This window comes from Comamonas avium (assembly GCF_014836675.1).
In the GTDB taxonomy this organism is placed as follows: domain Bacteria; phylum Pseudomonadota; class Gammaproteobacteria; order Burkholderiales; family Burkholderiaceae_C; genus Comamonas; species Comamonas avium.
The window spans coordinates 415637-440933 of sequence record NZ_JACSQK010000002.1 but is presented as its reverse complement, the minus strand read 5'-3'; the positions used below and the strand labels follow the sequence as shown (position 1 = coordinate 440933).

Below are 25297 nucleotides of genomic sequence, written 5' to 3'. Positions count from 1 at the left end.
CCAAATTAATAGCTGCCATCGCTGTATTTGCGCTGATTTCCGTATTCAATCATGCGTAAATCCTTTGCTTATCAGCGATGGCTGCTTACTTTTTTATAAGGCCTTAGGAACGCTCGAGTTCGATGTCCAAGCCCAAGGAACGGATTTCCTTGACCAGCACATTGAACGACTCTGGCATACCCGCTTCGATGGCGTGCTCGCCCTTGACGATGGATTCGTACACCTTGGTACGGCCCACCACGTCATCGGACTTGACGGTCAGCATTTCCTGCAGAACGTAAGCGGCGCCGTAAGCTTCCAGCGCCCACACTTCCATTTCACCGAAACGCTGGCCACCAAACTGAGCCTTACCGCCCAGAGGTTGCTGCGTAACCAGCGAGTAAGGACCTGTGGAGCGGGCATGCATCTTGTCGTCCACCAAGTGGTGCAACTTCAGGTAGTGCATGTAGCCAATGGTCGTTGGACGCTCGAACTGCTCACCAGTGCGGCCATCAAACAGGTAAGCCTGTGTGCGGGCTTCGGTCAGACCCTTGCGCGCCTTCAGGTCATCAGGGTATGCCAGCTTCAGCATGTCCTTGATTTCCTGCTCGTTGGCACCGTCAAACACTGGCGTTGCGAATGGCACGCCGGTCTTCAGGTTTTCAGCCATGTTCAGGACTTCCGTATCGCTCAGCAGCGACAGATCTTCCTTACGGCCACGCGAGTTGTAGACCTCTTCCAGGAAGGCACGCACTTCAGCCACTGCCGCTTCATCGCGCAGCATGTCGCCAATGCGTTGGCCCAGACCCTTACCAGCCCAGCCCAAGTGCACTTCCAGCACCTGACCAATGTTCATACGCGAAGGCACGCCCAATGGGTTCAGCACGATGTCAGCGGTGGAGCCATCAGCCATGAAAGGCATGTCTTCCACAGGCACGATCTTGGAGACCACACCCTTGTTACCGTGACGGCCGGCCATCTTGTCACCCGGCTGCAGACGACGCTTGACTGCCAAGTACACCTTGACCATCTTCAGCACGCCAGCAGGCAACTCGTCGCCTTGTGTCAACTTCTTGCGCTTTTCTTCGAAGGCCAGATCGAATTCGTGGCGCGTTTGCTCCAGCGAGTTCTTGATGGATTCGAGCTGAGCAGCTACGTCGTCTTCCGCAGGACGGATATCGAACCAGTGGAATTTCTCCACGCTGTCCAGGTACGCCTTGTCCAGCTTGGCACCCTTGCTCAGCTTGTTCGGGCCACCGTTGGCAGTACGACCCAGCAAGAGCTTTTCGATGCGATCGAACGCGTCGGCTTCCACGATACGCAACTGGTCGTTCAGGTCCAGACGGAAGCGCTTGAGTTCATCGTCGATGATCTGCTGAGCGCGCTTGTCACGCTGGATGCCTTCGCGGGTGAAGACTTGCACGTCGATCACGGTGCCAGACGAACCCTGGTCCACGCGCAGCGAAGTGTCCTTCACGTCCGAAGCCTTCTCGCCAAAAATGGCGCGCAGCAGCTTCTCTTCAGGCGTCAGCGTGGTTTCACCCTTAGGCGTCACCTTGCCAACCAGCGTATCGCCGGGCTGCACTTCTGCACCCACGTAGATGATGCCGGACTCGTCCAGACGGTTCAGCTGGTGCTCAGACAGGTTGGGGATGTCGCGGGTAATTTCTTCCGCACCCAACTTGGTGTCACGCGCCATCACCACGAGTTCTTCGATATGGATCGAGGTGTAGCGGTCTTCAGCCACCACGCGTTCCGAGATCAAGATCGAATCTTCGAAGTTGTAGCCGTTCCATGGCATGAACGCGATCAGCATGTTCTGACCAATGGCGATTTCGCCCAGGTCGGTCGATGCGCCGTCAGCAATCACATCACCCTTGGCCAGCTTGTCGCCACGCTTGACAACAGGACGCTGGTGGATGTTGGTGTTCTGGTTGGAACGCTGGTACTTGATCAGGTTGTAGATATCTACACCCACTTCGCCGGCCACCGCTTCTTCATCGTTGACACGAATCACGATACGGGTGGCGTCGACGTAGTCCACGATACCGCCACGCTTGGAAGTCACGACCGTGCCCGAGTCAACCGCAGCAACGCGCTCGATACCGGTACCGACCATGGGCTTTTCAGGACGCAGCACAGGCACAGCCTGGCGCGACATGTTGGCACCCATCAACGCGCGGTTCGCGTCATCGTGCTCAAGGAAAGGAATCAGGGAAGCAGCCACCGACACGATCTGTGCAGGAGACACGTCCATGTACTGCACACGCTCAGGCGACAGCAGCGTCGATTCACCCGCTTCACGGGCCGACACCAGATCACCTACCAGACGGCCTTCTGTGTCCAGCTCGGCGTTAGCCTGAGCGATCACATACTTGCCTTCTTCAATGGCGGACAGGTAGTCGATTTCCATCGTCACCTTGCCATCGACCACGCGACGGTAAGGCGTCTCGATGAAGCCGTACTCATTCAAACGAGCGTACAGCGCCAGCGAGTTGATCAGACCAATGTTTGGACCTTCAGGCGTTTCGATAGGGCAAACGCGACCGTAGTGGGTCACGTGCACGTCACGCACTTCAAAGCCTGCACGCTCACGTGTCAAACCACCTGGGCCAAGGGCCGATACACGGCGCTTGTGGGTGATTTCGGCCAGAGGGTTGGTCTGGTCCATGAACTGCGACAGCTGCGATGCACCGAAGAACTCCTTCAGAGCCGCAGAAATAGGCTTGGAGTTGATCAGGTCGTGGGGCATCAGAGGCTCTTGCTCTGCTTGACCCAAACGCTCCTTCACAGCCTTTTCGATACGTGCCAGACCTGTGCGGTACTGGTTTTCGGCCAGTTCGCCCACACAGCGTACGCGGCGGTTACCCAGGTGATCGATGTCATCGACCTCACCCTTGCCGTTACGCAGGTCTACCAGCAACTTGACCACAGCCAAGATGTCTTCGTTAGACAGCACCATGGCACCCGTTGCGCCATCGCGGCCCACGCGGGCGTTGAACTTCATGCGGCCCACGCGCGACAGATCGTACGTGTCTGCGTTGTAGAACAAGCGATGGAACAAAGCTTGTACGGCGTCCTCGGTTGGAGGCTCACCGGGACGCATCATGCGGTAGATGGCTACACGTGCAGCGAACTCGTCCGCTGTTTCGTCTGTGCGCAGGGTTTGCGAAATGTACGCACCCTGATCCAGCTCATTCGTGTACAGGCACTGAATGTCCTGGATACCAGCACTGCGCAATTTCTTGAGCAAAGCTTCGGTCAGCTCTTCATTGGCCTTGGCGATGATTTCACCGGTATCAGGGTCAATGATGTTCTTGGCCAGCACGCGGGCGATCAGGAAGTCTTCAGGTACGCTGACGTACTTGGTGCCCGATTGCTCCAGCTCGCGGGTGTGACGCGCAGTGATGCGCTTGTCCTTGGCAACCACGACCTTGCCCGACTTGTCGGTGATGTCGAAGCGTGCAACTTCACCACGCAGACGATCGGCCACAAATTCCATTTGTGCGCCACTGTCCATCAAGCGGAAGTTGTCGTTGACGAAGAAGTGCGTCAGGATTTGCTCGGGCGACATACCAATCGCCTTGAGCAGAATCGACACAGGCATCTTGCGACGACGGTCCACGCGGAAATACAGCAAATCCTTGGGATCGAATTCAAAATCCAGCCAAGAACCACGGTAAGGGATGATGCGTGCCGAGAACAGCAGCTTGCCCGAACTGTGCGTCTTGCCCTTGTCGTGTTCGAAGAACACACCAGGCGAACGGTGCAGCTGAGACACGATGACGCGTTCAGTACCGTTGATGATGAACGAGCCCTTGTCAGTCATCAGGGGCACTTCGCCCATGTAGACCTCTTGCTCTTTCACTTCCTTGACGACTTTCGACTGGCTGGTCGAAGACTCGCGGTCGTAAATGATCAGTTGAACCTTGGCACGCACAGCCGACGCAAACGTCAAACCACGCGTCTGGCACTCGCGCACGTCAAACGCAGGCTTGGCCAAGTTGTATTCAACAAACTTCATCTCCACAAATCCATTGTGGGAGACGATAGGAAATGCCGATTCAAAAGCCGCTTGCAGGCCTTCCATCGTACGTTTTTTGGGGGCTGAATCTGCTTGCAGGAATGCGGTATAGGCATCTTTTTGCATCTGCAGCAGGTAAGGCACTTCGAGCACGCTGTCGCGGCTGCCGAAACTCTTGCGAATTCGCTTGCGTTCGGTATAAGAATAGGCCATGAGATCTCCGGGCAAAGACATGAGTCCTGGGTCTGCGACGACACGGTCCAGCAAATGGGCGAGCGCTTTTTTGCCGGCTTGGCGGTTGGCCACTACCAACCATGGCTGACGGCGGTGCATTGCACATCGCCCGAACCAAGGCGTCTTCTGCTGTCGGGTTGTCAGAAGACACTAGAAAACCGTTAAATAACACGGCTTTCTGGTGTGCTCTAAAAGTCATATCCACAAGCGCCAAAGGCTGGAGTGCCTTTTCAGACACTCCAGCCTCAGGATTGGACTGAATTACTTCAGTTCAGCCTTTGCACCAGCTTCGATCAGCTTCTTCACAGCAGCTTCAGCGTCAGCCTTAGGAGCGGCTTCCTTAACAACCTTAGGAGCGCCGTCAACCAGATCCTTAGCTTCCTTCAGACCCAGGCCAGTGATTTCACGCACAGCCTTAATCACGGAAACCTTGTTTGCGCCAGCTTCAGTCAGAACGACGTTGAAGTCGGTCTTTTCTTCAGCAGCAGCAGCAGCACCGCCGCCAGCAGCAGCAGGAGCGGCCATAGCAGCTGCGCTCACGCCAAACTTCTCTTCAATTGCCTTAACCAGGTCGTTCAGTTCCAGAACAGTCATGCTGTCCAGGGCGGTCAAGAATGCGTCTTTATCGAATGCCATTTGATTTCCTAACAAATTTGTTGGTTTGCCGAGCGCTTAGGCTTCGGCTGTTTCGGCTGCCACTTCGGCAGAGCCTTCGCTCTTCTGAGCCGCCAGAGCGCCCAGCACAACGGCTGTACGCGACATGGGGGACATCAGCAAGCCGCACACTTGCGCCAGCAGAACTTCCTTGGAAGGAATGTTTGCCAACTGCTTCACACCGTCCACGTCCAGGGCTTTGCCACCGAAAGCGCCACCGCGAATTACCAACTTGTCGTTGGTCTTCGCGAAGTCGGCCACCACCTTAGCGGCAGCCACTGCGTCTTCAGAGAAGCCATAGATCAGAGGACCAGTCATCTGGTCAGCCACAATTTCAAACGCGCTACCAGCGACAGCACGGCGGGCCAGCGTGTTCTTCAACACGCTCAGGCTCACACCCTTGCTGCGAGCATCAGCACGCAGTTTGGTCATGTCGGCGACCGTGATGCCACGGTATTCCGCGATCACAAGCGTTTGAGCTTTAGCGGCGAGGCTGGTCACTTCAACGATGACCGCTTCTTTCTCACTGCGATTCAGACTCAAGGTCTACTCCTTAAAATGCACACGCAGAGAATTCCCTTTGTGTGCGCTCTTATTGCAGCGACCAACTGTTAGAAGGACATTTATCCATCTGCAGCGGGATCGCCATCTGCGCTGGAAGTATTAAGTGGCAAGCCACACCAGCGGTCTTGGATGACCTGAAGACGCTGCCAAGCAACGCATTCAGCCCACCACATTAGCCCGCCATTTCTGGCGAGCTAAAGATTTTAGCAATTAAGCTGCGATGGATTGTGTCTCAACGCGAACACCCACACCCATGGTGGAGGATACAGCCACCTTGCGCAGGTACAGACCCTTGCTAGTTGCTGGCTTCGACTTGTTCAGAGCATCAATCAGCGCAGCCAAGTTGGCTTGCAGCTTATCGTTGTCAAACGAACGACGGCCAATGGTCGAATGAATGATACCGGCCTTGTCAACGCGATACTGCACTTGACCTGCCTTGGCGTTCTTCACAGCCGTAGCAACGTCAGGAGTCACAGTGCCAACCTTAGGGTTAGGCATCAGACCGCGTGGGCCCAAGATTTGACCCAACTGACCCACGATGCGCATAGCATCTGGAGCAGCGATCACGATGTCGAAAGGCATGTCGCCAGCCTTAACCATCGCAGCCAAATCATCCATACCAACGATGTCTGCGCCAGCGGCCTTGGCCTCTTCAGCCTTAGCACCTTGAGCGAACACAGCAACGCGAGTCGTCTTACCAGTACCGTGAGGCAGCACAACAGCGCCGCGCACCACTTGGTCCGACTTCTTGGCATCAACGCCCAACTGAACAGCCACGTCGATGGATTCATCGAACTTGGCAGTAGCGGCTTCCTTCACCAAAGCCACAGCTTCAGGGAATGCGTACAGCTTGGTGGAGTCCACCTTGCCCTGCAGGGCTTTTTGCTTCTTGGTCAACTTGGCCATTTTACAAACCCTCCACGATCACACCCATCGAACGAGCAGAACCAGCCAGCGTACGCACAGCAGCGTCAACGTTAGCAGCGTTCATGTCCTTCATCTTGGTGTTAGCGATCTCTTCCAGCTGAGCGCGGGTGATCTTGCCAACCTTAGCCTTCAAAGGATTCGAAGAACCCTTATCCAACTTGATTGCCTTCTTGATCAGCACAGTTGCTGGAGGCGTCTTGATAACGAATGTAAAGCTCTTGTCAGCAAAAGCAGTGATCACCACTGGCAAAGGCAGACCTGGCTCAACACCTTGAGTCTGCGCATTGAATGCCTTGCAGAACTCCATGATATTCAGGCCGCGCTGACCCAGCGCAGGACCGATTGGAGGGGATGGGTTGGCCTTACCAGCTGGCACTTGCAGCTTGATGAAGCCGACGATTTTTTTCGCCATTTTTAGCTCCTAACGGGTAGTAACGCTACACAGCAAAGTGCAGCTCCCCGTGATTACAGCCCCTTTGTTTCAATACGCGGGACTAAAAACGTATCTCAAGTTTTTTCGACTTGAGAGAATTCCAACTCAACCGGCGTAGAGCGGCCAAAGATAGCTACAGAAACTCGCAACCGGCTTTTCTCGTAGTTCACTTCTTCAACGCTACCGTTAAAGTCCGTGAAAGGACCTTCCTTCACGCGAACAAACTCACCAACCATAAACTCAATCTTGTGGCGAGGCTTTTCGGAGCCCTCTTGCATCTGGCTCACAATCTTCTGAACTTCAGCTTCAGAGATCGGTGCTGGGCGATTTTTTGCACCGCCCACAAACCCAGTAACCTTGCTCGTATGCTTGACCAGGTGCCAAGTGTCATCTTCCATGACCATTTCGACAAAGACGTAGCCAGGAAATAGGCGTCGCTCCGTTGTCTTGCGCTGGCCATTTTTCATTTCCACCACTTCTTCGGTGGGAACCAAAATACGACCAAACTTATCTTGCATACCTGCGCGATTGATGCGCTCAGTAATATTGCGCTCTACCGCCTTTTCCATGCCCGAATAGGCATGCACGATATACCAACGCAGATCAGGATTGACAGGAGCAGACGCACCGGCCTCACCCGACACAGGTTCGATCGAATCAGTCATTAGCTTCTCCAGCCCAAAATGAGATCATAAAGAGCCCATTCAAGCGTTTTATCTGTCAGCCACAAAAACAGTGCCATGACCACTACAAACGCAAAAACGTAGAGGGTCATCTGCAAGCTTTCCTTGCGAGTTGGCCACACTACTTTTTTGACTTCTTTCCAAGAATCTTTACCAAAGGCCAGCAATTGCTTGCCTTGCTCAGAAACCAAGAATGTCGCGGCGGCAGCAATCAGCCCCACCGTCAGCGCACCCCATTGAGCAAAAGATCCTTGCTTTGATAGCAAATAAAACCCGGCTACTGCAGCAACCACCAAAAGCAATGCACCAACCAACTTGATCTTATCGGCACCTGTGCGAACTGTTTCTACTTGCGATGTGGCCATATCTCACTTTTTCTCACTCCAACTATGCTGGAGCACAAGACACTTAAGCCCGCCATTTACTGGCGGGCTTAGCGTTACCACTACATGGTGGCAGGGGCAGTAGGAATCGAACCTACAACCTTCGGTTTTGGAGACCGACGCTCTGCCAATTGAGCTATACCCCTAAACCCGAACTAATTAAGCAATGATCTTGGCAACAACGCCGGCACCAACAGTACGGCCACCTTCGCGGATAGCGAAGCGCAGACCTTCTTCCATAGCGATAGGAGCAATCAGCTTCACAGTGATCGACACGTTATCGCCAGGCATAACCATTTCCTTGCCTTCTGGCAGCTCGATGGAGCCTGTCACGTCAGTTGTACGGAAGTAGAACTGAGGACGGTAGTTGTTGAAGAAAGGAGTGTGGCGACCGCCTTCGTCCTTGGACAACACATACACTTCGGAAGTGAACTGTGTGTGGGGCTTGATGGAGCCGGGCTTGCACAGCACTTGGCCGCGTTCCACGTCTTCACGCTTTGTGCCGCGCAGCAGCAGGCCCACGTTGTCACCAGCTTGACCTTGATCCAGCAGCTTGCGGAACATTTCCACGCCAGTGCAGATGGTCTTGACAGTGTCCTTGATACCGACGATTTCGATTTCTTCGCCGACCTTGATGATGCCGCGCTCGATACGGCCTGTCACCACGGTACCGCGACCGGAGATCGAGAACACGTCTTCCACAGGCATTGCAAAGGCACCGTCCACAGCACGCTCAGGTGTTGGGATGTAGGTATCCAGAGCTTCAGCCAGCTTCAAGATAGCAGGCTCACCCTTGTCGGACTGGTCACCTTCCAGGGCCAGCTTAGCCGAACCGCGGATGATTGGAGTGTCGTCACCTGGGAAGTCATACTTGTCCAAGAGCTCGCGCACTTCCATTTCGACCAGCTCCAGCAGCTCTTCGTCGTCCACCATGTCGCACTTGTTCAGGAACACGATGATGTAAGGAACGCCAACCTGGCGAGCCAGCAGGATGTGCTCGCGTGTCTGGGGCATAGGGCCGTCAGCAGCGGAGCAAACCAAGATAGCGCCGTCCATCTGAGCAGCACCAGTGATCATGTTCTTCACATAGTCAGCGTGGCCTGGGCAGTCAACGTGAGCGTAGTGACGGGTTGCAGTTTCGTACTCAACGTGCGAAGTGTTGATCGTGATACCACGAGCCTTTTCTTCGGGTGCGTTGTCGATCTGCGAGTAGTCACGAGCTTCGCCGCCGAAGTGCTTGGACAGCACAGTAGCGATAGCAGCTGTCAGGGTAGTCTTACCGTGGTCAACGTGGCCAATAGTACCCACGTTCACGTGGGGCTTGGTGCGCTCGAACTTTTCTTTTGCCATTTTTTCGACTCCGAAAAAAACCAAATGCTAACGAGGTTTCGGCGCAACCATCTGACACAGAAGCACCACGTAAATTGGTGCCCATGGGCAGGATTGAACTGCCGACCTCTCCCTTACCAAGGGAGTGCTCTACCACTGAGCCACATGGGCATAAGTTTGCATATGCAAACTCACGAATCTTGGAGCGGGAGACGGGAATCGAACCCGCGTCATTAGCTTGGAAGGCTAGGGTTCTACCATTGAACTACTCCCGCAAACTTTTGCTTGCGCACACCGCCTTGCGATGCTTACTTATCTCTATCCATCAAAGATGGTGGAGGGGACTGGATTCGAACCAGTGTAGGCGTAAGCCAACAGATTTACAGTCTGCCCCCTTTAGCCACTCGGGCACCCCTCCGTAGAGATTTCTATTGTAGCAAACTTTTTGCTCTCGAAAATATTTTTAGATATTTTTTCAAGTTAAGTCTTGGTGCGGCTGGCGGGGATCGAACCCACGACCCTTGGCTTCGGAGGCCAATACTCTATCCACTGAGCTACAGCCGCTAACGACGCCCGCTGCACGCGAACTACCAAAAAATCTGCAGCCCTGATTCTAACCCTTACATATCGCCAGTTTAGAAAGATTCACGCAATTTCTTTTGCAGCACCCAGACCCAAGCCCTTGAGATATACAGAAACCGCAGCCATCCCCTCCGTCTCAAGATCAAAAGGCCTGGCATCGTGAAGCAGCCACGCATGCAAAACTCCGTCAAATACTGCATGCAGACCTATAGCAGCGCTGGCTGCCGAAACTGGCAGCTCAACCCGTGCTTGTTCAGCAGCCAACATGAGCGCACCTTCAAGCCTTGAGTTGAACCGCATGACGCCCATCATCCGCCGTTCTCGCACAGCGAACATTTCACCAACGCACTCCACCTTGTAGAGTGCGATCTCAAACACACTGCGTATCGCAGCGTCTGTATTCACAGAATGCAGCACCATACGCAGGACATCTAAAATCCCCTGCAGAGCAGAAGCTTGGCTGCCAGATCCGCCCTGCTCAGGAAAGCATGCTTGTTCGAATGGCGATGTAACCCGCTGCATCATGGCGTCAAACAAGTCCGCCTTGTCCTTGAAGTGCCAGTAGATGGCGCCTCGTGTCAAGGAAGCCGCCTGCGCCACATCAAGCAAAGACGCACCCCTTACACCCTTTACATGAAATACTTCCTGCGCAGCATCCAGCAGCCTATTGCGGGTTGCTTCCGCATCCTCTTTTGTTCGCCGCGCCATTTCTGCCCCTTTCGCATGTACTCCCAATCAAGGCCTACGCATCAATTGCCGGAGCACGGCTACAATTAATCACCGATATACATTCATTATTGTATGTATATCCATCTTTCAAATGAACGCAAGCAGTTGACTGACCTTTGCGTTCTTGCTGCGCGTGTAGCTTTAGGCCCATTCCTCTAAGGACAATCATGAACCTCTTCCGCTCCGGTCATACCAATGCGTGGGCACGCCTTTTCAGCCCTGCCCCGATTGCTTTGGCATGCGCCCTTGCCCTCACCGCTTGCGGCAAAGATGACACCACGTCATCGCCAGCTGGGGGACAAGGAGGAGGAGCACCACAAGTACCTGTCGGCGTAGTGACGGCGACACCCGGCGAAGTAGGTCTCATTACAGAGCTGCCAGGCCGTGTTGAGGCCTCTCGTGTCGCCGAAGTGCGCGCTCGGAGTGCAGGTATTTTGCAAAAACGCCTGTTTACCGAGGGATCTGACGTCAAGGCCGGTCAACCGCTATTTCGCATCGATGCGGCACCTTACGAAGCCAGTGCACAAAATGCACGCGCCAGCTTAGCCCGCGCAGAAGCCAATCTGGTTCAGACCACTGCCCAGCTAGAGCGCTTTCGCCCCTTGGTCGAGGCCAACGCCATTAGCAAGCAAGATTTTGTCAACGCCGAGTCTGCACAAAAGCAAGCGCAGGCTGAAGTCGCTGCTGCCAAAGCAACGGTTCGCAGCGCAGACATCAACCTGGGGTATGCCAACGTCACGGCACCTATTGCAGGCCGCATTGGTCAAGCACTGGTAACTGAAGGCGCGCTGGTTGGACAAGGTGAAGCAACGCCCCTGGCCGTGATTCAACAAATCAACCCTGTTTATGTCAACTTCACACAGTCTGCAACTGATGCTTTCAAGCTGCGAAAAGCCATGGCTGAGGGGAAACTGAAGTCTGCTGGACAGCAAGCTGCCGAAGTGCATGTCATTTTGGATGACGGCTCCGAATACGGCACACCCGGCAAACTCCTATTTAGCGATTTGGCTGTTGACGCCAGCACCGGGCAAGTCACACTGCGCGCAGAAATCCCCAATCCAAAGGGCCTGCTGCTTCCAGGCTTGTATGTGCGCATTCGCATGGAACAGGCACAAGCCACCAACGCCATCACCGTACCCCAGCAAGCCGTGACACGCACCGAGCAAGGCGACACAGTGCGCGTCGTCTCGGCAGATGGCAAGGTAAGCGTTCGCCCCGTAAAGGTGAGTATGGCCAGCGGCAACCGCTGGGTGATTCAGCAAGGGCTTGAAGCCGGAGAACAAGTCATGGTGGATGGCTTCCAGAAACTGCAAATGCTGCCACCAGGAACCCCCGTAAAGGCAGTTCCATGGACACCAGCTGATGCTGCTGCCAAACCAGTTGAAGCACCTGCAGCGGCTGCACAAGGCACCGACGCCAAGTAACTGAGGACCTTGTCACATGGCTAAATTTTTTATTGAGCGCCCCATCTTTGCCTGGGTGGTCGCGCTTTTCATCATGGTGGTCGGCGCTGTCGCCATCACTCAGTTGCCTATTGCGCAATACCCTCCTGTCGCCCCTCCTGCCATTGTGGTGAGTGCCGTCTACCCAGGCGCCTCAGCACAGACACTGGAAGACAGTGTGCTGTCGGTGATTGAACGCGAGATGAACGGTGCAACAGGGCTGTTGTACATGGAGTCCGTGGCTCAATCCAACGGTACTGGCTCTGTCACGATCAGCTTTGAGCAGGGAACCAACCCTGAGCTGGCACAAGTGGACGTTCAGAACCGCTTATCTCGTGCCACGCCTCGCCTGCCTGCGGCAGTGACACAGCAAGGCGTGAAGGTGGACAAGTCCGCCTCCAACTTCTTGCTGTTCTCCATGCTGTCTTCCTCGAACCCCGAGTGGGACGTTGTACGCATTGGAGACTACGCATCGCGCAACGTAGTGCCTGAAATTCAGCGTCTGGAAGGCATCGGACAGGTTCAATTGTTCGGCTCCGAACAAGCCATGCGCGTCTGGATTGATCCAGCCAAGCTGGAAGGATTCAAACTCTCCAGCGCACAAGTCATCGCTGCGATCCGCGCACAGAACGCGCAAGTGTCCTCAGGAGCCATTGGCGATCTCCCAGGCATTGCAGGCCAAGGCATTACGGCCACGGTGACTGTGCGCGGCCAGCTCTCTACCCCCGAAGAGTTCGGCAACATCATTTTGCGAGCGAACACCTCTGGTGCTGCAGTTCGCTTGAAAGATGTCGCACGCATTGAAATCGGAGGGCAGAGCTACGCAACAACAGCGCGCTTGAATGGCCAGCCAGCAGCCGGTATTGGCGTGCAGCTTTCTCCTTCGGGCAATGCCTTGGCTGCGGCCAACGCAGTGCGAGCCAAGATGGAAGAGCTGTCGAAGTTTTTCCCTGAGGGCATGAGTTACTCCATCCCTTACGACAGCTCGAACTTCGTGAGCATCTCCATCACCAAGGTTGCGCACACCCTGCTGGAAGCGGTGGGCCTGGTGTTCCTGGTGATGTTCTTGTTCCTGCAAAACTGGCGCTACACCATCATCCCGACGATCGTGGTCCCTGTGGCACTGCTTGGCACCTTTGCCACCTTGCTCGCACTGGGTTTCTCGATCAACGTGCTGACCATGTTCGGCATGGTGCTGGTCATCGGCATTGTGGTGGACGATGCCATCGTGGTGGTGGAAAACGTGGAACGCATCATGAGCGAGGAAGGCCTTCCTCCCAAGGAAGCGACTCGTAAGGCGATGGGCCAAATTTCTGGCGCCATTGTGGGTGTGACGGTAGTACTGATTTCGGTCTTCGTGCCATTGGCGTTCTTTGCGGGTTCCACCGGCAATATTTACCGCCAGTTTGCAACGGTCATGGTCGCGTCGATTGGCTTTTCGGCATTCATGGCCTTGTCGTTGACACCTGCACTGTGCGGCACCTTGCTCAAACCTGTCGAGGCAGGCCATCACCTTGAAGGCAAAGGTTTCTTCGGCTGGTTCAACCGCACCTTCTCCAAGGGTGCCAAGCGCTATGAAAGCTTGGTTGGCCGTATGCTCAACAAGGCTACGCGCTACCTCATCATCTACGTAGCCATCATTGGTGCCGTGGCGCTCATCTATAACCGCTTGCCCACGTCCTTCCTGCCCGGTGAAGATCAGGGCACAGTGATTGTGAACATTCAGTTACCTGCTGGCGCAACCGCTGAACGCACGGTAGACGTCATGAAACAAGTGGAAGACTTTGTGCTGAAACAGCCTGAAGTCAGCAGCATGGTTGGCGTCGTAGGCTTTAGTTTTTCCGGCCAGGGTCAAAATGCGGCCCTTGCGTTCATTACGCTGAAAAACTGGAACGAGCGCACCAAGCCCGAGCAGCATGCAGATGCCGTAGCCGGCCGGATCATGGGCGCCACGATGAACGTGCGTGACGCATTCATCTTTGCCCTCAGCCCTCCTCCGATACCGGAACTGGGAGTCTCCTCGGGCTTTAGCGTGCGTCTGCAAGACCGAGGCAGCCTGGGACACGACGCACTGGTGAATGCACGCAATACGTTCCTGGGCATGGCCGCACAAAGTCCTATCTTGGCGCAGGTGCGACCTGACGGTTTGGAAGATGCTCCGCAAATCCGCGTGGAGATTGACCGTGACAAAGCCAATGCGCTTGGCGTCGGTTTTGACAGCATCAACACCACACTGTCTACCGCCATGGGCTCTGCCTACGTGAACGACTTTCCAAATCGTGGCCGCCTGCAGCGTGTGGTAGTGCAAGCAGATGCCCCCTCACGGATGCAACCGGATGATCTGCTCAAGATCACCGCATCCAATGACCAGGGTCAACCTGTGCCGCTGTCTGCATTTGCAACTGTCAGCTGGGTCAATGGGGCTCAGCAAACGGTTCGCTACAACGGCTACCCAGCCATGAAGATCTCGGGCGCTCCAGCCCCAGGCTACAGCACGGGTGAAGCCATGGCCGAAGTCGAGCGCATCATTTCGCAGCTGCCAGAAGGTTTTGGCTACGAATGGACGGGCCAGTCCTACGAGGAAAAGCAGGCAGGATCGCAATCGCTGATTTTGTATAGCTTTGCCATCTTGGCTGTCTTCCTGTGTTTGGCGGCACTGTACGAAAGCTGGACCATTCCACTGGCGGTCATCTTGGTCGTGCCTTTGGGCGTAATCGGTGTGCTGCTGGCAACGTTGATGCGCGGCTACGCCAATGACGTTTACTTCCAGGTGGGGCTGATTACAGTCATTGGCCTGTCAGCCAAGAATGCGATTTTGATTATTGAATTTGCCAAAGATCTGCAAGCGGAAGGCAAAGGCATTATTGAAGCTGCGCTTGAAGCTGCCCATCTGCGCTTCCGTCCCATCATCATGACCTCGCTGGCCTTCGGTCTGGGCGTCGTGCCACTGGCCATTGCGACAGGCGCCAGCTCAGCCAGCCAGCGTGCCATCGGCACTGGCGTGCTGGGCGGCATGTTCACCGGCACGGTGCTTGCAGTGCTCTTTGTGCCTGTCTTCTTTGTAGTGGTTCGAACCCTGTTCAAGGGCAAGCCCACCCCACCACCGACTACAACCGCCCCCGCTGGCACAGCAGGAGTGGATCACCATGCCTAAGCACTTTTCACTCATCGCGGTAGCCGTTGCAGCGCTCTTGTCAGGCTGCTCGCTGATTCCGACCTACGAGCGCCCTACTGCGCCTGTTCCAGAGGCCTATCCTCAGGCCTCTGCGCAAGGGCAAAACACAGCTGTGGCATGGCGTGACTACTTCACCGACCCACGCCTGCAGCAGCTCATTGACCTGGCACTGGCCAACAACCGAGACATGCGCATTGCCACCTTGAATTTAGAACAGGCTCGCGCCCAGTTCCAAATTCAACGCTCTGCACTATTTCCCAGTGTGGGAGGAGTGGCGTCCGCCAACCGTGGCAACAGCCAGATCACCGGTGAGCTGGGCAATACCTTCACCGCAGGGCTGGCAGTGTCCGCCTGGGAACTCGACTTCTTTGGCCGCATCAGCAGCCTGAAAGAAGCCGCTTTGGCCCAATACCTGGCCACGGATGAAGGCCGCAAGGCTTACGAACTCACGCTGGTCACCAGCGTGGCCCAAGGCTGGCTGGCCTTGATTGCCGATGAGGAACTGCTGGACATTTCCCGCCGGACCCTGGTGACGCGAGAAGAGTCCATCAAACTGGCCAAGCTGCGGTTTGATGCGGGGTTCTCGTCTGAACTGGATTACCGCCAGGCGGAGTCTTTGACAGAAGCTGCTCGCGCTACTTTCGCCCAACAGCAACGCCAGCGCGCCTTGGACGAAAACGCACTGACTTTGCTGCTCGGCCAGCAAATACCTGCGCAGTTGCTCACCAGCATTCAGGGTGCCAAGCTGGCTGAGACAACCCCCATGGCGGACATTCCCGCCGGCTTGCCTTCGGATTTGCTGGCACGCCGCCCCGACATTCGTGCTGCAGAGCAGCAACTGATTGCAGCCAATGCCAACATTGGCGCGGCACGTGCTGCGTTCTTCCCGAGTATTTCTCTGACCGCACAGTACGGCAGCGTCAGCAATGAACTGTCCAACCTGTTCAAGAGCGGCACCTGGGGCTTTAATATCGGCCCTTCTATCAACCTGCCCATCTTTACAGGTGGACGCCTGACGGCCAATCTCGAATCGGCCAAAGCCGGTCGCGAGATTGCGGTGGCACAGTACGAAAAGTCGATTCAAACAGGCTTCAAGGAAGTGTCTGACGCTCTGGCAGGGCGCACCACGCTGGCAGAGCAAGCACGTGCCCAAACGGCGCAGGCCGAGGCAGAGCGCAAACGCTTTTACCTGTCTGACCTGCGTTATCGCAATGGTGTTGCCAGCTACCTTGACCTGCTGGATGCACAGCGCTCGCTGTTTGCGCTGGAGCAAGCCGACGTACAAGTCCGGCTGACGCAACTGCTCAATCAGATCAACCTGTACAAGGCTTTGGGCGGTGGTTGGTCAGAAGCCAGCCTTGGCAAGCAGGAAGTCAACAATCGTTGAGGTGCGTCAACTCTGCGCCACAGTGACGGCTAAACGGTCACTGTGGCGAGGGGTCCAAAAAAGCCCATCGATATAATTCTCCGTTGGTTTTTCCCGCCCCCGATAACCAGAGGACGCTATGAGCGACAAGCACCACGAAGAAGCCCATACAGGCCCGATCAAGAACTCCAAACAACTGCTGATCACGGTTGCACTTGCCTTTATCCTGCCCGTGATTTTGATCATCGGCTTGGTGAACTTTGTGGGCTCAGCCCCCAAAACAGGCGCTGGTGTTGGCATGCAAGAGCTGGCGCAAGCCCAGCGCATCCAAAAAGTGGGGTCGATTGAAATTCGTGATGCAGACCGCCCACTGCGTGCTGGTGAAGAGGTGTACAAGGTCCAGTGTGCTGCTTGTCACGCAACTGGGGTCTCAGGCGCGCCCAAATTTGGCGAAGCTGGTGACTGGGGCCCACGCTTGGCCCAAGGCTTTGAGACGCTGGTTCACTCTGCGTTGAAGGGCAAGGGAGCAATGTCCCCGCAAGGTGGTGGTGAGTTCAATGACCTGGAAATTTCCCGCGGCGTAGCTTTCATGGCCAACTCCGCTGGCGGCAATTTCCCAGAACCACAGCCCGAAGCCAAAGAGGGCGAAGCGGCCAAGTAATTAGCCTGCGGCCTCAGCTCAAAAAAGGATCCTCACGGATCCTTTTTGTTTTTCAAATCTGCACCCTCTTTTTCAGGGTGCAGCAGTGGACAGTGCTTGCGGGCTGCGCACAAAACCAAAGCGTTCAGGCAAGCTGCGCATCAGCACCTCCTGTGCAGTCCATCGCTGCGACTCCAGCGCATCCGCAACGTGCACCATGTCTTGCGTGTGCACAATGCCCAGTACACCATCGCACAGCAAATAGACGTGCCCCACTTCATCCACCAAGCACTGCTGCACTTGCTGCGCAGGTTGGTTGGTATGCGCCACCACGTGGCCGTCCGCATGTACGCGCCACACCATTGGCGTATTTTCAAGCTCAACGTACACACGCTGCGGGCCATTTTGAAAAAACCAGTGGCCCTGCGCATTCACCTCGTAATTGCGTCCAATAAAGGCTTTCAGCTTCTCGTGCTCTAACAACGCGCCCTTACTCTGCGCAAATGTTCCTTGGGCCTGTGCTTGGGCATCGCGCAACCACCAGTTGCCGCGCATATCCAGGCCCAACCAACCCCAGCAGTCAGGCACATTGGGCCATTTCGTCAACGCTTGTTTTACGATGTCATCCATAACGGCGATTCTTTTGTCTCTGTAATCATGCAGAAGTTAAAGATAACCGCAACACACGCTGCTTTGCACGCTGTTGCCCTACAAATTACGGCTATTCGAGACCGCCACAATACGCCCCAACACATCACACATCTAAGGGACACACCATGAAACGCTTGCTTGCACTGTTACTGGTTGCCACCGCTTTGACGGGCTGCGGCTACAACGACTTTCAGCGCCTGGATGAGGACACCAAATCCAAGTGGAGTGAAGTGCTTAACCAGTACCAACGCCGTGCAGATTTGGTCCCCAACATCGTCGCTTCTGTCAAAGGCGAAGCTAATTTTGAACAAGAAACGCTCACCAAGGTGATTGAGGCACGCTCCAAGGCCACCTCCATCCAGGCGACACCCGAGCTGATCAATGACCCCGCTGCCTTCGAAAAATTTCAGCAAGCCCAGGGCGAACTGACCGGTGCGCTGTCGCGCCTGATGGTGGTGGCTGAGCAGTACCCACAACTGCAAGCCAACCAGGCATTCCGTGATTTACGCGTAACTCTGGAAGGCACAGAAAACCGCATTACTGTGGCACGCAACGCCTACATCCAGTCGGTGCAGCAGTACAACGTACTGGCGCGCAGCTTCCCCACCAATCTGACCGGCATGGTGTTTGGCTACAAGGCCAAGCCCACTTTCACCGTGCAAAACGAAGCTGAAATTGCTCGCCCACCCACCGTGGACTTTGGCACCAAATAAGGGTCTGCAGCCTGTAACGGGCTGCCTTCCAACTTAGGATCACATATGGCTTTTGCGCATATCTGGCGCGCGCTGGCAGCTTTACTTCTTGCAGTGCTGGTGCCGTGGCACTCCGCTAGTGCACAAGCCTTGCAACCAGTGCCAGCACTCACTGCGCGGCTGATCGATCAAACCCAAACGCTCAGCCCAGAACAGGCCGCGGCCATTGAGTTGCGCTTGCGCGAGATCGAAGAGAAATCTGGCTCGCAAGTCGTGGTGCTGATAGTGCCCAGCACCTCTCCGGAGGACATTGCACCGTATGCGCACCGGGTAGCCAGCACCTGGAAAATTGGCCGCAAAGACGTGGGAGATGGGCTGCTGATCGTCATTGCCAAGAATGACAGGCGCATGCGCATGGAGGTAGCGCGCGCGCTGGAGGGGGCCATTCCGGACTTGGCTGCATCGCGCATCATTGAGCAGCAAATGGGGCCGCACTTTCGCCAAAACGACTATGCTGGCGGCATTTTGGCGGCACTCGACCAAGTGGCCGCTCGCATCGCCGGTGAGCAATTACCCCCACCGACATCCTCTACGCCCAGCCAGACATCGCAGAGCGTAGACCTTGAAGGTCTGGCCATTTTTCTGTTCTTTGCCGTGATGGTGATTGCGCCAGTCATACGCAGGATCTTTGGCAGAAAAATGGGCTCGGCCATTGTGGGCGGCGGCGCTGGCTTTCTGGCATTTATCTTCACCACCAGCTTCATATTGGCCGGGGCAGCAGGCGTCATCGCGTTACTGGTCACCTTGCTGGCGAATGGCTCGGGCGGCGGAGGACGTGGTGGCGGTGGCCCTTCCATAGGAGGCGGCGGCTTTGGCGGGGGGCGCGGTGGTGGGGGCTTTGGCGGCGGAGGTTTCAGCTCCGGCGGGGGTGGTAGTTTTGGAGGCGGTGGTGCCTCAGGGAGCTGGTAGAACATGGCATCACTGATACAACGCATTGCTCGCCTGTGGCGCCATCGCTGGACAGAAGGCCAGGTCAAAGCTGCATTTCCTCCCGAAGTACTGCGACGCCTAGAGCACGCAGTCACCCAGAGTGAATCCCAACATACCGGTCAAATCCGTCTGTGTGTGGAAGGCGGGCTACCTTACAGCTACATCTGGCGCAACGCCACGGCCCGGGAGCGGGCTGTCGGGCTGTTTGGCAAATTGCGCACATGGGATACGGAGCACAACAACGGTGTGCTGATTTACCTGCTGCTTGCGGACCACGCCATTGAAATCATTGCTGACCGCGCAGCCGCACGCGCCGTGCCTCAGGCCACCTGGGATGCGCTGCTTCAAGACATGCAAAGAGCTTTTCAGCAGGCCGCCTATGCAGACGGCATGGAACGTGCGCTGGAACGCGTCTCTGCGCTGCTGATCGCACACTTTCCACGCAACGCGGCATGCCACGCAGATTCTTGTGACCCCGGCTTACCGGATGCCCCCGTCGTGCAAGGACGGTTTAGCAAAGATCGGTAAGTCGGCAAATCCTTTTCACCTCGCCTGGCTGTGTGCTCACTACCTCAGACTGTGTGACTGTGTGCGTCACAGCAAGGTGCAAAAAACTTTTCACCGCCCTTGTGCGTGCAATAAGGCCAACCATTCACGGCCCCATGGCGAATGCAGCCACACCAAGGCTGCCACGTTAAGTACCACCGTGAGCCAGAAAATCAGCTGAAATTGCGCCTTGCTGCTTTTGTGACGCAACCACTGTTGCGCCAGGATGGCACCCGGCCAGCCGCCCAGCACAGCCAATGCATGCAAGGTTGATTCCGGCGTGCGCCAACGGCCAGCCAGCGCCGCTGCTTTGTCTTTCCAGTAGGCAAAGAAGGTGATCAGGCTGAGCACTGCATAGAGCGAGGCCACCCATGCATGCATGCCCCACACCGCGGCCACACACAGAAAAATCAGTACAAAAGCCAAGATTGCCAAGTAACTGCTATCCGCATGAACGTGTGAACGCCCCCCTTTTGAAGGGGCCTTTGGCGCCGCTGCACGTTCTACATTGCGCCAAACAACGTTTTGCGCGCGTTTTTTGCCACTCTGCACCCCGACGGCAAAATCAACACGCCAGCCACACTGCGGCCGCGCCAGTGCAGAAGGTCTGGGCTGAAAAGCACTGATGTGTACAAACACACGCTCTCCCCCCTCATCGGCCTGGACAAAACCAAAGCCGCGCTGGTCATTCCACTCCACCAAAGTACCAAGATAGCGCATGAAAATTAAAAAGAGAGTGGCCAGCGCTTATGCATCAACAGTTTCAATACTATTTATATTTGAAACTGTTTATAGGCAAGCGCCAAGCGCTTTCATTTTGATAACAGGCATAAAAAAAGCCACCCAAAGGTGGCTTTTTTTATCGGGACACCGATCAGTGCTTGCCGCGGTACTTGCGCAGCGCTGCCGCTTGGGCTGCCAGCACAGTCAGCTCGGAGTGAGCCTTGGCCAGATCAACGTCATTTTTTGCGTTTTTCATGGCTTCTTCTGCAGCAGCCTTTGCCACTTTTGCTTTTTGCTCGTCCAGATCCTTGCCACGGATGGCGGTATCAGACAGAACCGTAACGCAATTGGGCTGCACTTCCAAAATGCCACCGGCCACGAAGATGAACTCTTCGCTACCATCGGGCAATTCGATGCGTACAGAACCGGGCTTGATGCGAGAAATCAGCGGTGTGTGCTTGGGCAGAATGCCCAATTCGCCTGCTTCGCCAGGCAGAGCGACAAAGCGCGCTGGACCCGAGAAGATAGACTCTTCGGCACTTACCACATCAACGTGGATGGTCTTCATCTTTGCTCCTCAGAAAAGGGGGGACTGGGCTTAATACAGAGCAAACCGAGGATTTCGCCCCGGTCTGCCTTGCCAATTAAGCAGCCAGCTTCTTGGCCTTTTCGAAGGCTTCGTCGATGGTACCAACCATGTAGAAAGCCTGCTCGGGCAGATGGTCGCACTCACCGGCGCAGATCATCTTGAAACCACGAATGGTTTCGGCCAAAGACACGTACTTGCCAGGAGCGCCAGTAAACACTTCGGCCACGTGGAAAGGCTGCGACAGGAAACGCTGGATCTTACGAGCACGAGCCACAGTCAGCTTGTCTTCGGGAGCCAGTTCGTCCATGCCCAGAATCGCGATGATGTCGCGCAGTTCCTTGTAGCGCTGCAAAGTGCCCTGCACTTCGCGGGCCACCTTGTAGTGCTCTTCGCCCACAACTTGAGGGTCCAGCTGGCGGCTGGTGGAATCCAAAGGATCCACCGCAGGGTAGATACCCAGCGAAGCGATGTCACGCGACAGCACAACCGTTGAATCCAAGTGAGCAAACGTCGTGGCAGGCGATGGATCGGTCAAGTCATCCGCAGGCACGTAAACGGCCTGGATGGAAGTGATCGAACCGACCTTGGTCGATGTAATACGCTCTTGCAGACGGCCCATTTCTTCGGCCAGCGTAGGCTGGTAGCCCACAGCCGAAGGCATACGACCCAGCAGCGCGGACACTTCGGTACCGGCCAGTGTGTAGCGGTAGATGTTGTCCACGAAGAACAACACGTCTTTGCCTTCGTCACGGAACGCTTCAGCCATGGTCAGGCCAGTCAGCGCAACGCGCAGACGGTTTCCTGGTGGCTCGTTCATCTGACCGTAAACCATGGCAACCTTGGAGTCGTTCAGCGACTCTTGGTTCACCACGCCGGCGTCCGACATTTCGTGATAGAAGTCGTTGCCTTCGCGGGTACGCTCACCCACACCAGCAAACACCGACAGACCACCGTGGCCCTTGGCGATGTTGTTGATCAATTCCATCATGTTCACGGTCTTGCCCACACCGGCACCACCGAACAGACCCACCTTACCGCCCTTGGCGAAAGGAGAGATCAAGTCGATCACCTTGATGCCGGTTTCCAGCAGTTCCTGTGAAGGTGCCAGTTCGTCGTATGCAGGAGCCTTGCGGTGGATTTGGGCAGTTTGTGCCTGATCCACAGGACCACGTTCGTCGATGGGGTTACCCAGCACGTCCATGATGCGGCCCAGTGTTGCCTTGCCCACTGGCACTGTGATGGCAGAGCCCGTATTGGTCACCATCAGGCCACGCTTCAGACCATCGGATGTACCCAGCGCAATGGTACGGACAATGCCGTCACCCAGCTGCTGTTGTACTTCCAGAGTCAGAGCCGAGCCTTCCAGCTTCAGGGCGTCATACACCTTGGGCATCTGGCTGCGTGGGAACTCCACGTCCACCACGGCGCCGATACATTGAACAATCTTGCCTTGTACTTGAGCCATTCTTTGCTCCAATCTGTTTGTCTGTTAAAGCCGTTTACACAGCGGCAGCGCCAGCCACGATTTCCGACAACTCGGTCGTAATAGCAGCCTGACGCGTCTTGTTGTAGACCAGCTTCAACTCGCCAATGACACTGCCAGCGTTGTCGGTCGCGGCCTTCATGGCCACCATGCGCGCCGATTGCTCGGACGCCATGTTTTCCGCAACAGCTTGGTACACGAGGGACTCTACGTAACGAATCAGCAGATCGTCGATCACGCTCTGTGCGTCAGGTTCGTAGATGTATTCCCACGATGCACCCGTCTTCTCGGCTTGCATTTGCTCGTTCGACAATGGAAGCAATTGCTCCACCACCGACTCTTGCTTCATGGTGTTGATGAACTTGGTGTAGCTCAGATACACCGCGTTCAACTTACCTTCAGCGTATTGGTCCAACAGCACCTTGACAGGCCCAACGAGCTTGTCCAGGTGAGGCTGATCGCCCAGTGCTGTGGCTTGAGAGACCACCTTGGCACCAATACGGTTCAGGAAGCTCAGTCCCTTGCTGCCAATGGCCACTGTCTCAGCGGAAACGCCTGCATCCTGCAGTTCACGCAACTTGGTGGTCACGGCACGCAACACGTTCGTGTTCATGCCGCCGCACAACCCCTTGTCGGTCGTCACAACAATGACGCCGGCTTTCTTTGCATCCACATTCACATTCATGAAGGGATGCACGTACTCAGGGTTGGCTTCGCCAAGATGGGCTGCAATGTTGCGGACTTTTTCGCTGTATGGACGGGCAGCCAGCATCCGTTCCTGCGCCTTGCGCATTTTGGATGCAGCTACCATTTCCATGGCTTTAGTGATCTTCTTGGTGTTTTCCACCGATTTGATCTTGCCGCGTATTTCCTTGCCTGCTGCCATGATGGCTCCTCGTCCGGATTAAGCGAACGACTTCTTGAACGCAGCAATAGCCGCGCTCAATTCAGCTTCGTCCTTGCCTTCCTTGTCGAAAGCACGTTTTTCGTTCAGACGATCCAGCAGTGCGCCATGGCTGGTCTTCAGGAACTGGTGCAGACCAGCTTCAAAAGGCAGCACTTGCTTGACTGCGATGTCGTCCATGAAGCCCTTGTTCACGGCAAACAGCGTAGCGCCCATCAAGGCAGTGCTCAATGGCGAGTACTGAGCCTGCTTGAGCAGTTCAGTCACGCGTGCACCACGATCGAGTTGCTTGCGGGTTGCGTCGTCCAGATCGGAGGCGAACTGCGCGAACGCAGCCAGTTCACGGTACTGAGCCAAGTCGGTACGGATACCGCCGGACAGGCCCTTGACCAGCTTGGTTTGAGCAGCACCACCCACGCGGGACACCGAGATACCGGCGTTGATCGCAGGACGGATACCGGCGTTGAACAGGCTGGTTTCCAAGAAAATCTGACCGTCAGTAATCGAAATCACGTTCGTAGGAACGAAAGCAGACACGTCGCCCGCTTGTGTTTCGATGATAGGCAGTGCAGTCAACGAACCAGTCTTACCCTTGACCTCACCCTTGGTGAAGGCTTCCACATAGTCAGCGTTCACACGAGCGGCACGCTCCAGCAGACGCGAGTGGAGATAAAACACGTCGCCAGGGAACGCTTCGCGTCCTGGTGGGCGACGCAGCAGCAGCGATACCTGACGGTAAGCCACAGCTTGCTTGGACAGATCGTCATAAACGATCAGAGCATCTTCACCGCGGTCGCGGAAGTACTCGCCCATTGTGCAACCCGAGTAGGCCGACACGTACTGCATGGCAGCCGATTCAGAGGCGGTAGCAGCCACAACGATGGTGTATTCCATCGCGCCAGCTTGCTCCAGCGCACGCACCACGTTCTTGACAGAAGCAGCCTTCTGACCAATTGCAACGTAGATACAGGTAACGCCCTGACCCTTTTGGTTGATGATCGCGTCGATCGCAACAGCTGTTTTACCAGTCTGGCGGTCACCAATGATCAGCTCGCGCTGACCACGGCCCACTGGAACCATCGAGTCGATCGACTTGATACCGGTTTGCAGAGGCTGATCCACGGATTGACGTGCGATCACACCAGGTGCAACCTTTTCGATCACGTCGGTCATCTTGGCGTTGATTGGACCCTTGCCATCGATAGGCTGGCCCAGTGCATTCACCACGCGGCCGATCAGTTCGGGGCCCACGGGCACTTCCAGGATACGACCGGTGCACTTGACAGTGTCACCTTCAGCGATGTGGGTGTACTCACCCAAGATCACTGCACCGACGGAATCACGCTCCAGGTTCAGTGCCAAGCCGAACGAGGGCTGGCCATCTGCCGAAGCGGGGAATTCCAACATTTCGCCTTGCATCACGTCCGACAAGCCGTGCACGCGCACGATACCGTCCGTAACCGACACGACCGTGCCTTGGTTACGGATATCGGCATTAGCTTCCAGCCCTTCGATGCGGCTCTTAATCAGTTCAGAAATTTCTGCGGGATTGAGTTGCATGACTCTTTCCTTCTT

22 protein-coding genes and 5 tRNA genes are annotated in these 25297 nt (G+C 55.7%); 7 read left to right on the top strand and 20 right to left on the bottom strand.

All coding sequences use genetic code 11. The features are described 5' to 3' along the window. Positions 1-103: 103 nt before the first annotated feature. The 14 genes from rpoB to H9646_RS04655 form a co-directional block, all read right to left on the bottom strand. Complete coding sequence (gene rpoB, locus H9646_RS04720) at positions 104-4216, bottom strand: DNA-directed RNA polymerase subunit beta (protein WP_191722170.1); 4113 nt, start codon at positions 4214-4216, stop codon at positions 104-106. Positions 4217-4498: 282 nt separating this feature from the next. Next, complete coding sequence (gene rplL / locus H9646_RS04715; protein ID WP_191722169.1) at positions 4499-4873, bottom strand: 50S ribosomal protein L7/L12; 375 nt, start codon at positions 4871-4873, stop codon at positions 4499-4501. Positions 4874-4909: 36 nt separating this feature from the next. Continuing rightward, a complete protein-coding gene (gene rplJ / locus H9646_RS04710; protein WP_191722168.1) occupies positions 4910-5434 on the bottom strand; it encodes a 50S ribosomal protein L10 in 525 nt (174 codons plus the stop codon). 231 nt (positions 5435-5665) lie between these two features. Then, on the bottom strand, positions 5666-6361 hold the full coding sequence (gene rplA / locus H9646_RS04705) for a 50S ribosomal protein L1 (RefSeq protein ID WP_191722167.1): 696 nt from the start codon (positions 6359-6361) through the stop codon (positions 5666-5668). 1 nt (position 6362) lies between these two features. Then, complete coding sequence (gene rplK, locus H9646_RS04700; protein ID WP_191722166.1) at positions 6363-6794, bottom strand: 50S ribosomal protein L11; 432 nt, start codon at positions 6792-6794, stop codon at positions 6363-6365. 95 nt (positions 6795-6889) lie between these two features. After that, entirely contained in the window at positions 6890-7480 is a 591-nt protein-coding gene (gene nusG / locus H9646_RS04695; RefSeq protein WP_191722165.1) for a transcription termination/antitermination protein NusG, read from the bottom strand. After that, positions 7480-7863 carry a preprotein translocase subunit SecE gene (gene secE, locus H9646_RS04690; protein WP_191722164.1) on the bottom strand — a complete coding sequence of 128 codons (384 nt, stop codon included), beginning with the start codon at positions 7861-7863 and terminating at the stop codon, positions 7480-7482. Before secE ends, nusG begins: the two co-directional genes overlap by 1 nt. A gap of 88 nt (positions 7864-7951) precedes the next feature. Further along, positions 7952-8027, bottom strand: a tRNA-Trp gene (locus tag H9646_RS04685). A gap of 13 nt (positions 8028-8040) precedes the next feature. After that, positions 8041-9231: an elongation factor Tu gene (tuf, locus tag H9646_RS04680; protein WP_191722127.1), complete on the bottom strand. Its 1191-nt coding sequence runs from the start codon at positions 9229-9231 to the stop codon at positions 8041-8043. A gap of 75 nt (positions 9232-9306) precedes the next feature. Then, positions 9307-9381: transfer RNA gene (locus H9646_RS04675), tRNA-Thr, on the bottom strand. Between the two features lie 30 nt (positions 9382-9411). Beyond that, a tRNA-Gly gene (locus H9646_RS04670) sits at positions 9412-9485 on the bottom strand. Between the two features lie 57 nt (positions 9486-9542). Continuing rightward, positions 9543-9628 (bottom strand) — tRNA-Tyr (locus H9646_RS04665). A 70-nt stretch (positions 9629-9698) separates the two neighbouring features. Beyond that, positions 9699-9774: transfer RNA gene (locus H9646_RS04660), tRNA-Arg, on the bottom strand. A gap of 81 nt (positions 9775-9855) precedes the next feature. Further along, on the bottom strand, positions 9856-10500 hold the full coding sequence (locus tag H9646_RS04655) for a TetR family transcriptional regulator (protein ID WP_191722163.1): 645 nt from the start codon (positions 10498-10500) through the stop codon (positions 9856-9858). 188 nt (positions 10501-10688) lie between these two features. Here H9646_RS04655 and H9646_RS04650 point away from each other — a divergent pair, with 188 nt between their 5' ends. The 4 genes from H9646_RS04650 to H9646_RS04635 all read left to right on the top strand — a co-directional run bounded on the left by H9646_RS04650 (position 10689) and on the right by H9646_RS04635 (position 17165). Next, positions 10689-11945, top strand: a complete 1257-nt coding sequence (locus H9646_RS04650; protein ID WP_191722162.1) for an efflux RND transporter periplasmic adaptor subunit — start codon at positions 10689-10691, stop codon at positions 11943-11945. Between the two features lie 16 nt (positions 11946-11961). After that, on the top strand, positions 11962-15117 hold the full coding sequence (locus H9646_RS04645) for an efflux RND transporter permease subunit (RefSeq protein WP_191722161.1): 3156 nt from the start codon (positions 11962-11964) through the stop codon (positions 15115-15117). Next, positions 15110-16525, top strand: a complete 1416-nt coding sequence (locus H9646_RS04640) for an efflux transporter outer membrane subunit (RefSeq protein ID WP_191722160.1) — start codon at positions 15110-15112, stop codon at positions 16523-16525. The genes H9646_RS04645 and H9646_RS04640 overlap by 8 nt, the downstream gene beginning before the upstream one ends. Positions 16526-16643: 118 nt before the next feature. Then, positions 16644-17165, top strand: a complete 522-nt coding sequence (locus H9646_RS04635) for a c-type cytochrome (RefSeq protein WP_191722159.1) — start codon at positions 16644-16646, stop codon at positions 17163-17165. Between the two features lie 72 nt (positions 17166-17237). Here the strand turns inward: H9646_RS04635 and H9646_RS04630 are convergent, their stop codons facing one another. After that, a complete protein-coding gene (locus H9646_RS04630) occupies positions 17238-17774 on the bottom strand; it encodes a DUF2946 family protein (protein ID WP_191722158.1) in 537 nt (178 codons plus the stop codon). Between the two features lie 146 nt (positions 17775-17920). On the opposite strand from H9646_RS04630, the gene H9646_RS04625 reads away from it, so the two are divergent. Genes H9646_RS04625 through H9646_RS04615 form a run of 3 tightly spaced genes read left to right on the top strand, consistent with a single transcriptional unit; the run spans position 17921 to position 20005 of the window. Next, on the top strand, positions 17921-18508 hold the full coding sequence (locus H9646_RS04625) for a LemA family protein (protein ID WP_191722157.1): 588 nt from the start codon (positions 17921-17923) through the stop codon (positions 18506-18508). 45 nt (positions 18509-18553) lie between these two features. Next, positions 18554-19456, top strand: coding sequence for a TPM domain-containing protein (locus H9646_RS04620; RefSeq protein WP_191722156.1), 903 nt, complete (start codon positions 18554-18556; stop codon positions 19454-19456). Between the two features lie 3 nt (positions 19457-19459). Next, a complete protein-coding gene (locus H9646_RS04615; protein ID WP_191722155.1) occupies positions 19460-20005 on the top strand; it encodes a TPM domain-containing protein in 546 nt (181 codons plus the stop codon). Positions 20006-20095: 90 nt separating this feature from the next. Here the strand turns inward: H9646_RS04615 and H9646_RS04610 are convergent, their stop codons facing one another. The 5 genes from H9646_RS04610 to atpA form a co-directional block, all read right to left on the bottom strand. Further along, on the bottom strand, positions 20096-20743 hold the full coding sequence (locus H9646_RS04610) for a DUF1294 domain-containing protein (protein WP_191722154.1): 648 nt from the start codon (positions 20741-20743) through the stop codon (positions 20096-20098). A gap of 154 nt (positions 20744-20897) precedes the next feature. Then, entirely contained in the window at positions 20898-21314 is a 417-nt protein-coding gene (locus H9646_RS04605) for a F0F1 ATP synthase subunit epsilon (protein WP_191722153.1), read from the bottom strand. A gap of 76 nt (positions 21315-21390) precedes the next feature. After that, positions 21391-22800 carry a F0F1 ATP synthase subunit beta gene (gene atpD / locus H9646_RS04600; protein ID WP_191722152.1) on the bottom strand — a complete coding sequence of 470 codons (1410 nt, stop codon included), beginning with the start codon at positions 22798-22800 and terminating at the stop codon, positions 21391-21393. Between the two features lie 34 nt (positions 22801-22834). Next, positions 22835-23704 carry a F0F1 ATP synthase subunit gamma gene (gene atpG / locus H9646_RS04595; protein ID WP_191722151.1) on the bottom strand — a complete coding sequence of 290 codons (870 nt, stop codon included), beginning with the start codon at positions 23702-23704 and terminating at the stop codon, positions 22835-22837. Positions 23705-23722: 18 nt separating this feature from the next. After that, positions 23723-25282 (bottom strand): F0F1 ATP synthase subunit alpha, encoded by a 1560-nt coding sequence (gene atpA, locus H9646_RS04590; RefSeq protein ID WP_191722150.1) that lies wholly within the window; start codon positions 25280-25282, stop codon positions 23723-23725. Positions 25283-25297 lie beyond the last annotated feature (15 nt).

Coding starts and splice junctions, on each gene's coding strand:
- rplL (WP_191722169.1), bottom strand. CDS start 4,873: ATGGCATTCGATAAAGACGCATTCTTGACCGCCCTGGACAGCATGACT.
- H9646_RS04645 (WP_191722161.1), top strand. CDS start 11,962: ATGGCTAAATTTTTTATTGAGCGCCCCATCTTTGCCTGGGTGGTCGCG.
- rplA (WP_191722167.1), bottom strand. CDS start 6,361: ATGGCCAAGTTGACCAAGAAGCAAAAAGCCCTGCAGGGCAAGGTGGAC.
- nusG (WP_191722165.1), bottom strand. CDS start 7,480: ATGACTGATTCGATCGAACCTGTGTCGGGTGAGGCCGGTGCGTCTGCT.
- H9646_RS04650 (WP_191722162.1), top strand. CDS start 10,689: ATGAACCTCTTCCGCTCCGGTCATACCAATGCGTGGGCACGCCTTTTC.
- H9646_RS04655 (WP_191722163.1), bottom strand. CDS start 10,500: ATGGCGCGGCGAACAAAAGAGGATGCGGAAGCAACCCGCAATAGGCTG.
- H9646_RS04615 (WP_191722155.1), top strand. CDS start 19,460: ATGGCATCACTGATACAACGCATTGCTCGCCTGTGGCGCCATCGCTGG.
- H9646_RS04605 (WP_191722153.1), bottom strand. CDS start 21,314: ATGAAGACCATCCACGTTGATGTGGTAAGTGCCGAAGAGTCTATCTTC.
- H9646_RS04630 (WP_191722158.1), bottom strand. CDS start 17,774: ATGGATGACATCGTAAAACAAGCGTTGACGAAATGGCCCAATGTGCCT.
- secE (WP_191722164.1), bottom strand. CDS start 7,863: ATGGCCACATCGCAAGTAGAAACAGTTCGCACAGGTGCCGATAAGATC.
- H9646_RS04610 (WP_191722154.1), bottom strand. CDS start 20,743: ATGCGCTATCTTGGTACTTTGGTGGAGTGGAATGACCAGCGCGGCTTT.
- tuf (WP_191722127.1), bottom strand. CDS start 9,231: ATGGCAAAAGAAAAGTTCGAGCGCACCAAGCCCCACGTGAACGTGGGT.
- atpG (WP_191722151.1), bottom strand. CDS start 23,704: ATGGCAGCAGGCAAGGAAATACGCGGCAAGATCAAATCGGTGGAAAAC.
- rplK (WP_191722166.1), bottom strand. CDS start 6,794: ATGGCGAAAAAAATCGTCGGCTTCATCAAGCTGCAAGTGCCAGCTGGT.
- rpoB (WP_191722170.1), bottom strand. CDS start 4,216: ATGGCCTATTCTTATACCGAACGCAAGCGAATTCGCAAGAGTTTCGGC.
- H9646_RS04625 (WP_191722157.1), top strand. CDS start 17,921: ATGAAACGCTTGCTTGCACTGTTACTGGTTGCCACCGCTTTGACGGGC.
- H9646_RS04620 (WP_191722156.1), top strand. CDS start 18,554: ATGGCTTTTGCGCATATCTGGCGCGCGCTGGCAGCTTTACTTCTTGCA.
- H9646_RS04635 (WP_191722159.1), top strand. CDS start 16,644: ATGAGCGACAAGCACCACGAAGAAGCCCATACAGGCCCGATCAAGAAC.
- atpA (WP_191722150.1), bottom strand. CDS start 25,282: ATGCAACTCAATCCCGCAGAAATTTCTGAACTGATTAAGAGCCGCATC.
- H9646_RS04640 (WP_191722160.1), top strand. CDS start 15,110: ATGCCTAAGCACTTTTCACTCATCGCGGTAGCCGTTGCAGCGCTCTTG.
- atpD (WP_191722152.1), bottom strand. CDS start 22,800: ATGGCTCAAGTACAAGGCAAGATTGTTCAATGTATCGGCGCCGTGGTG.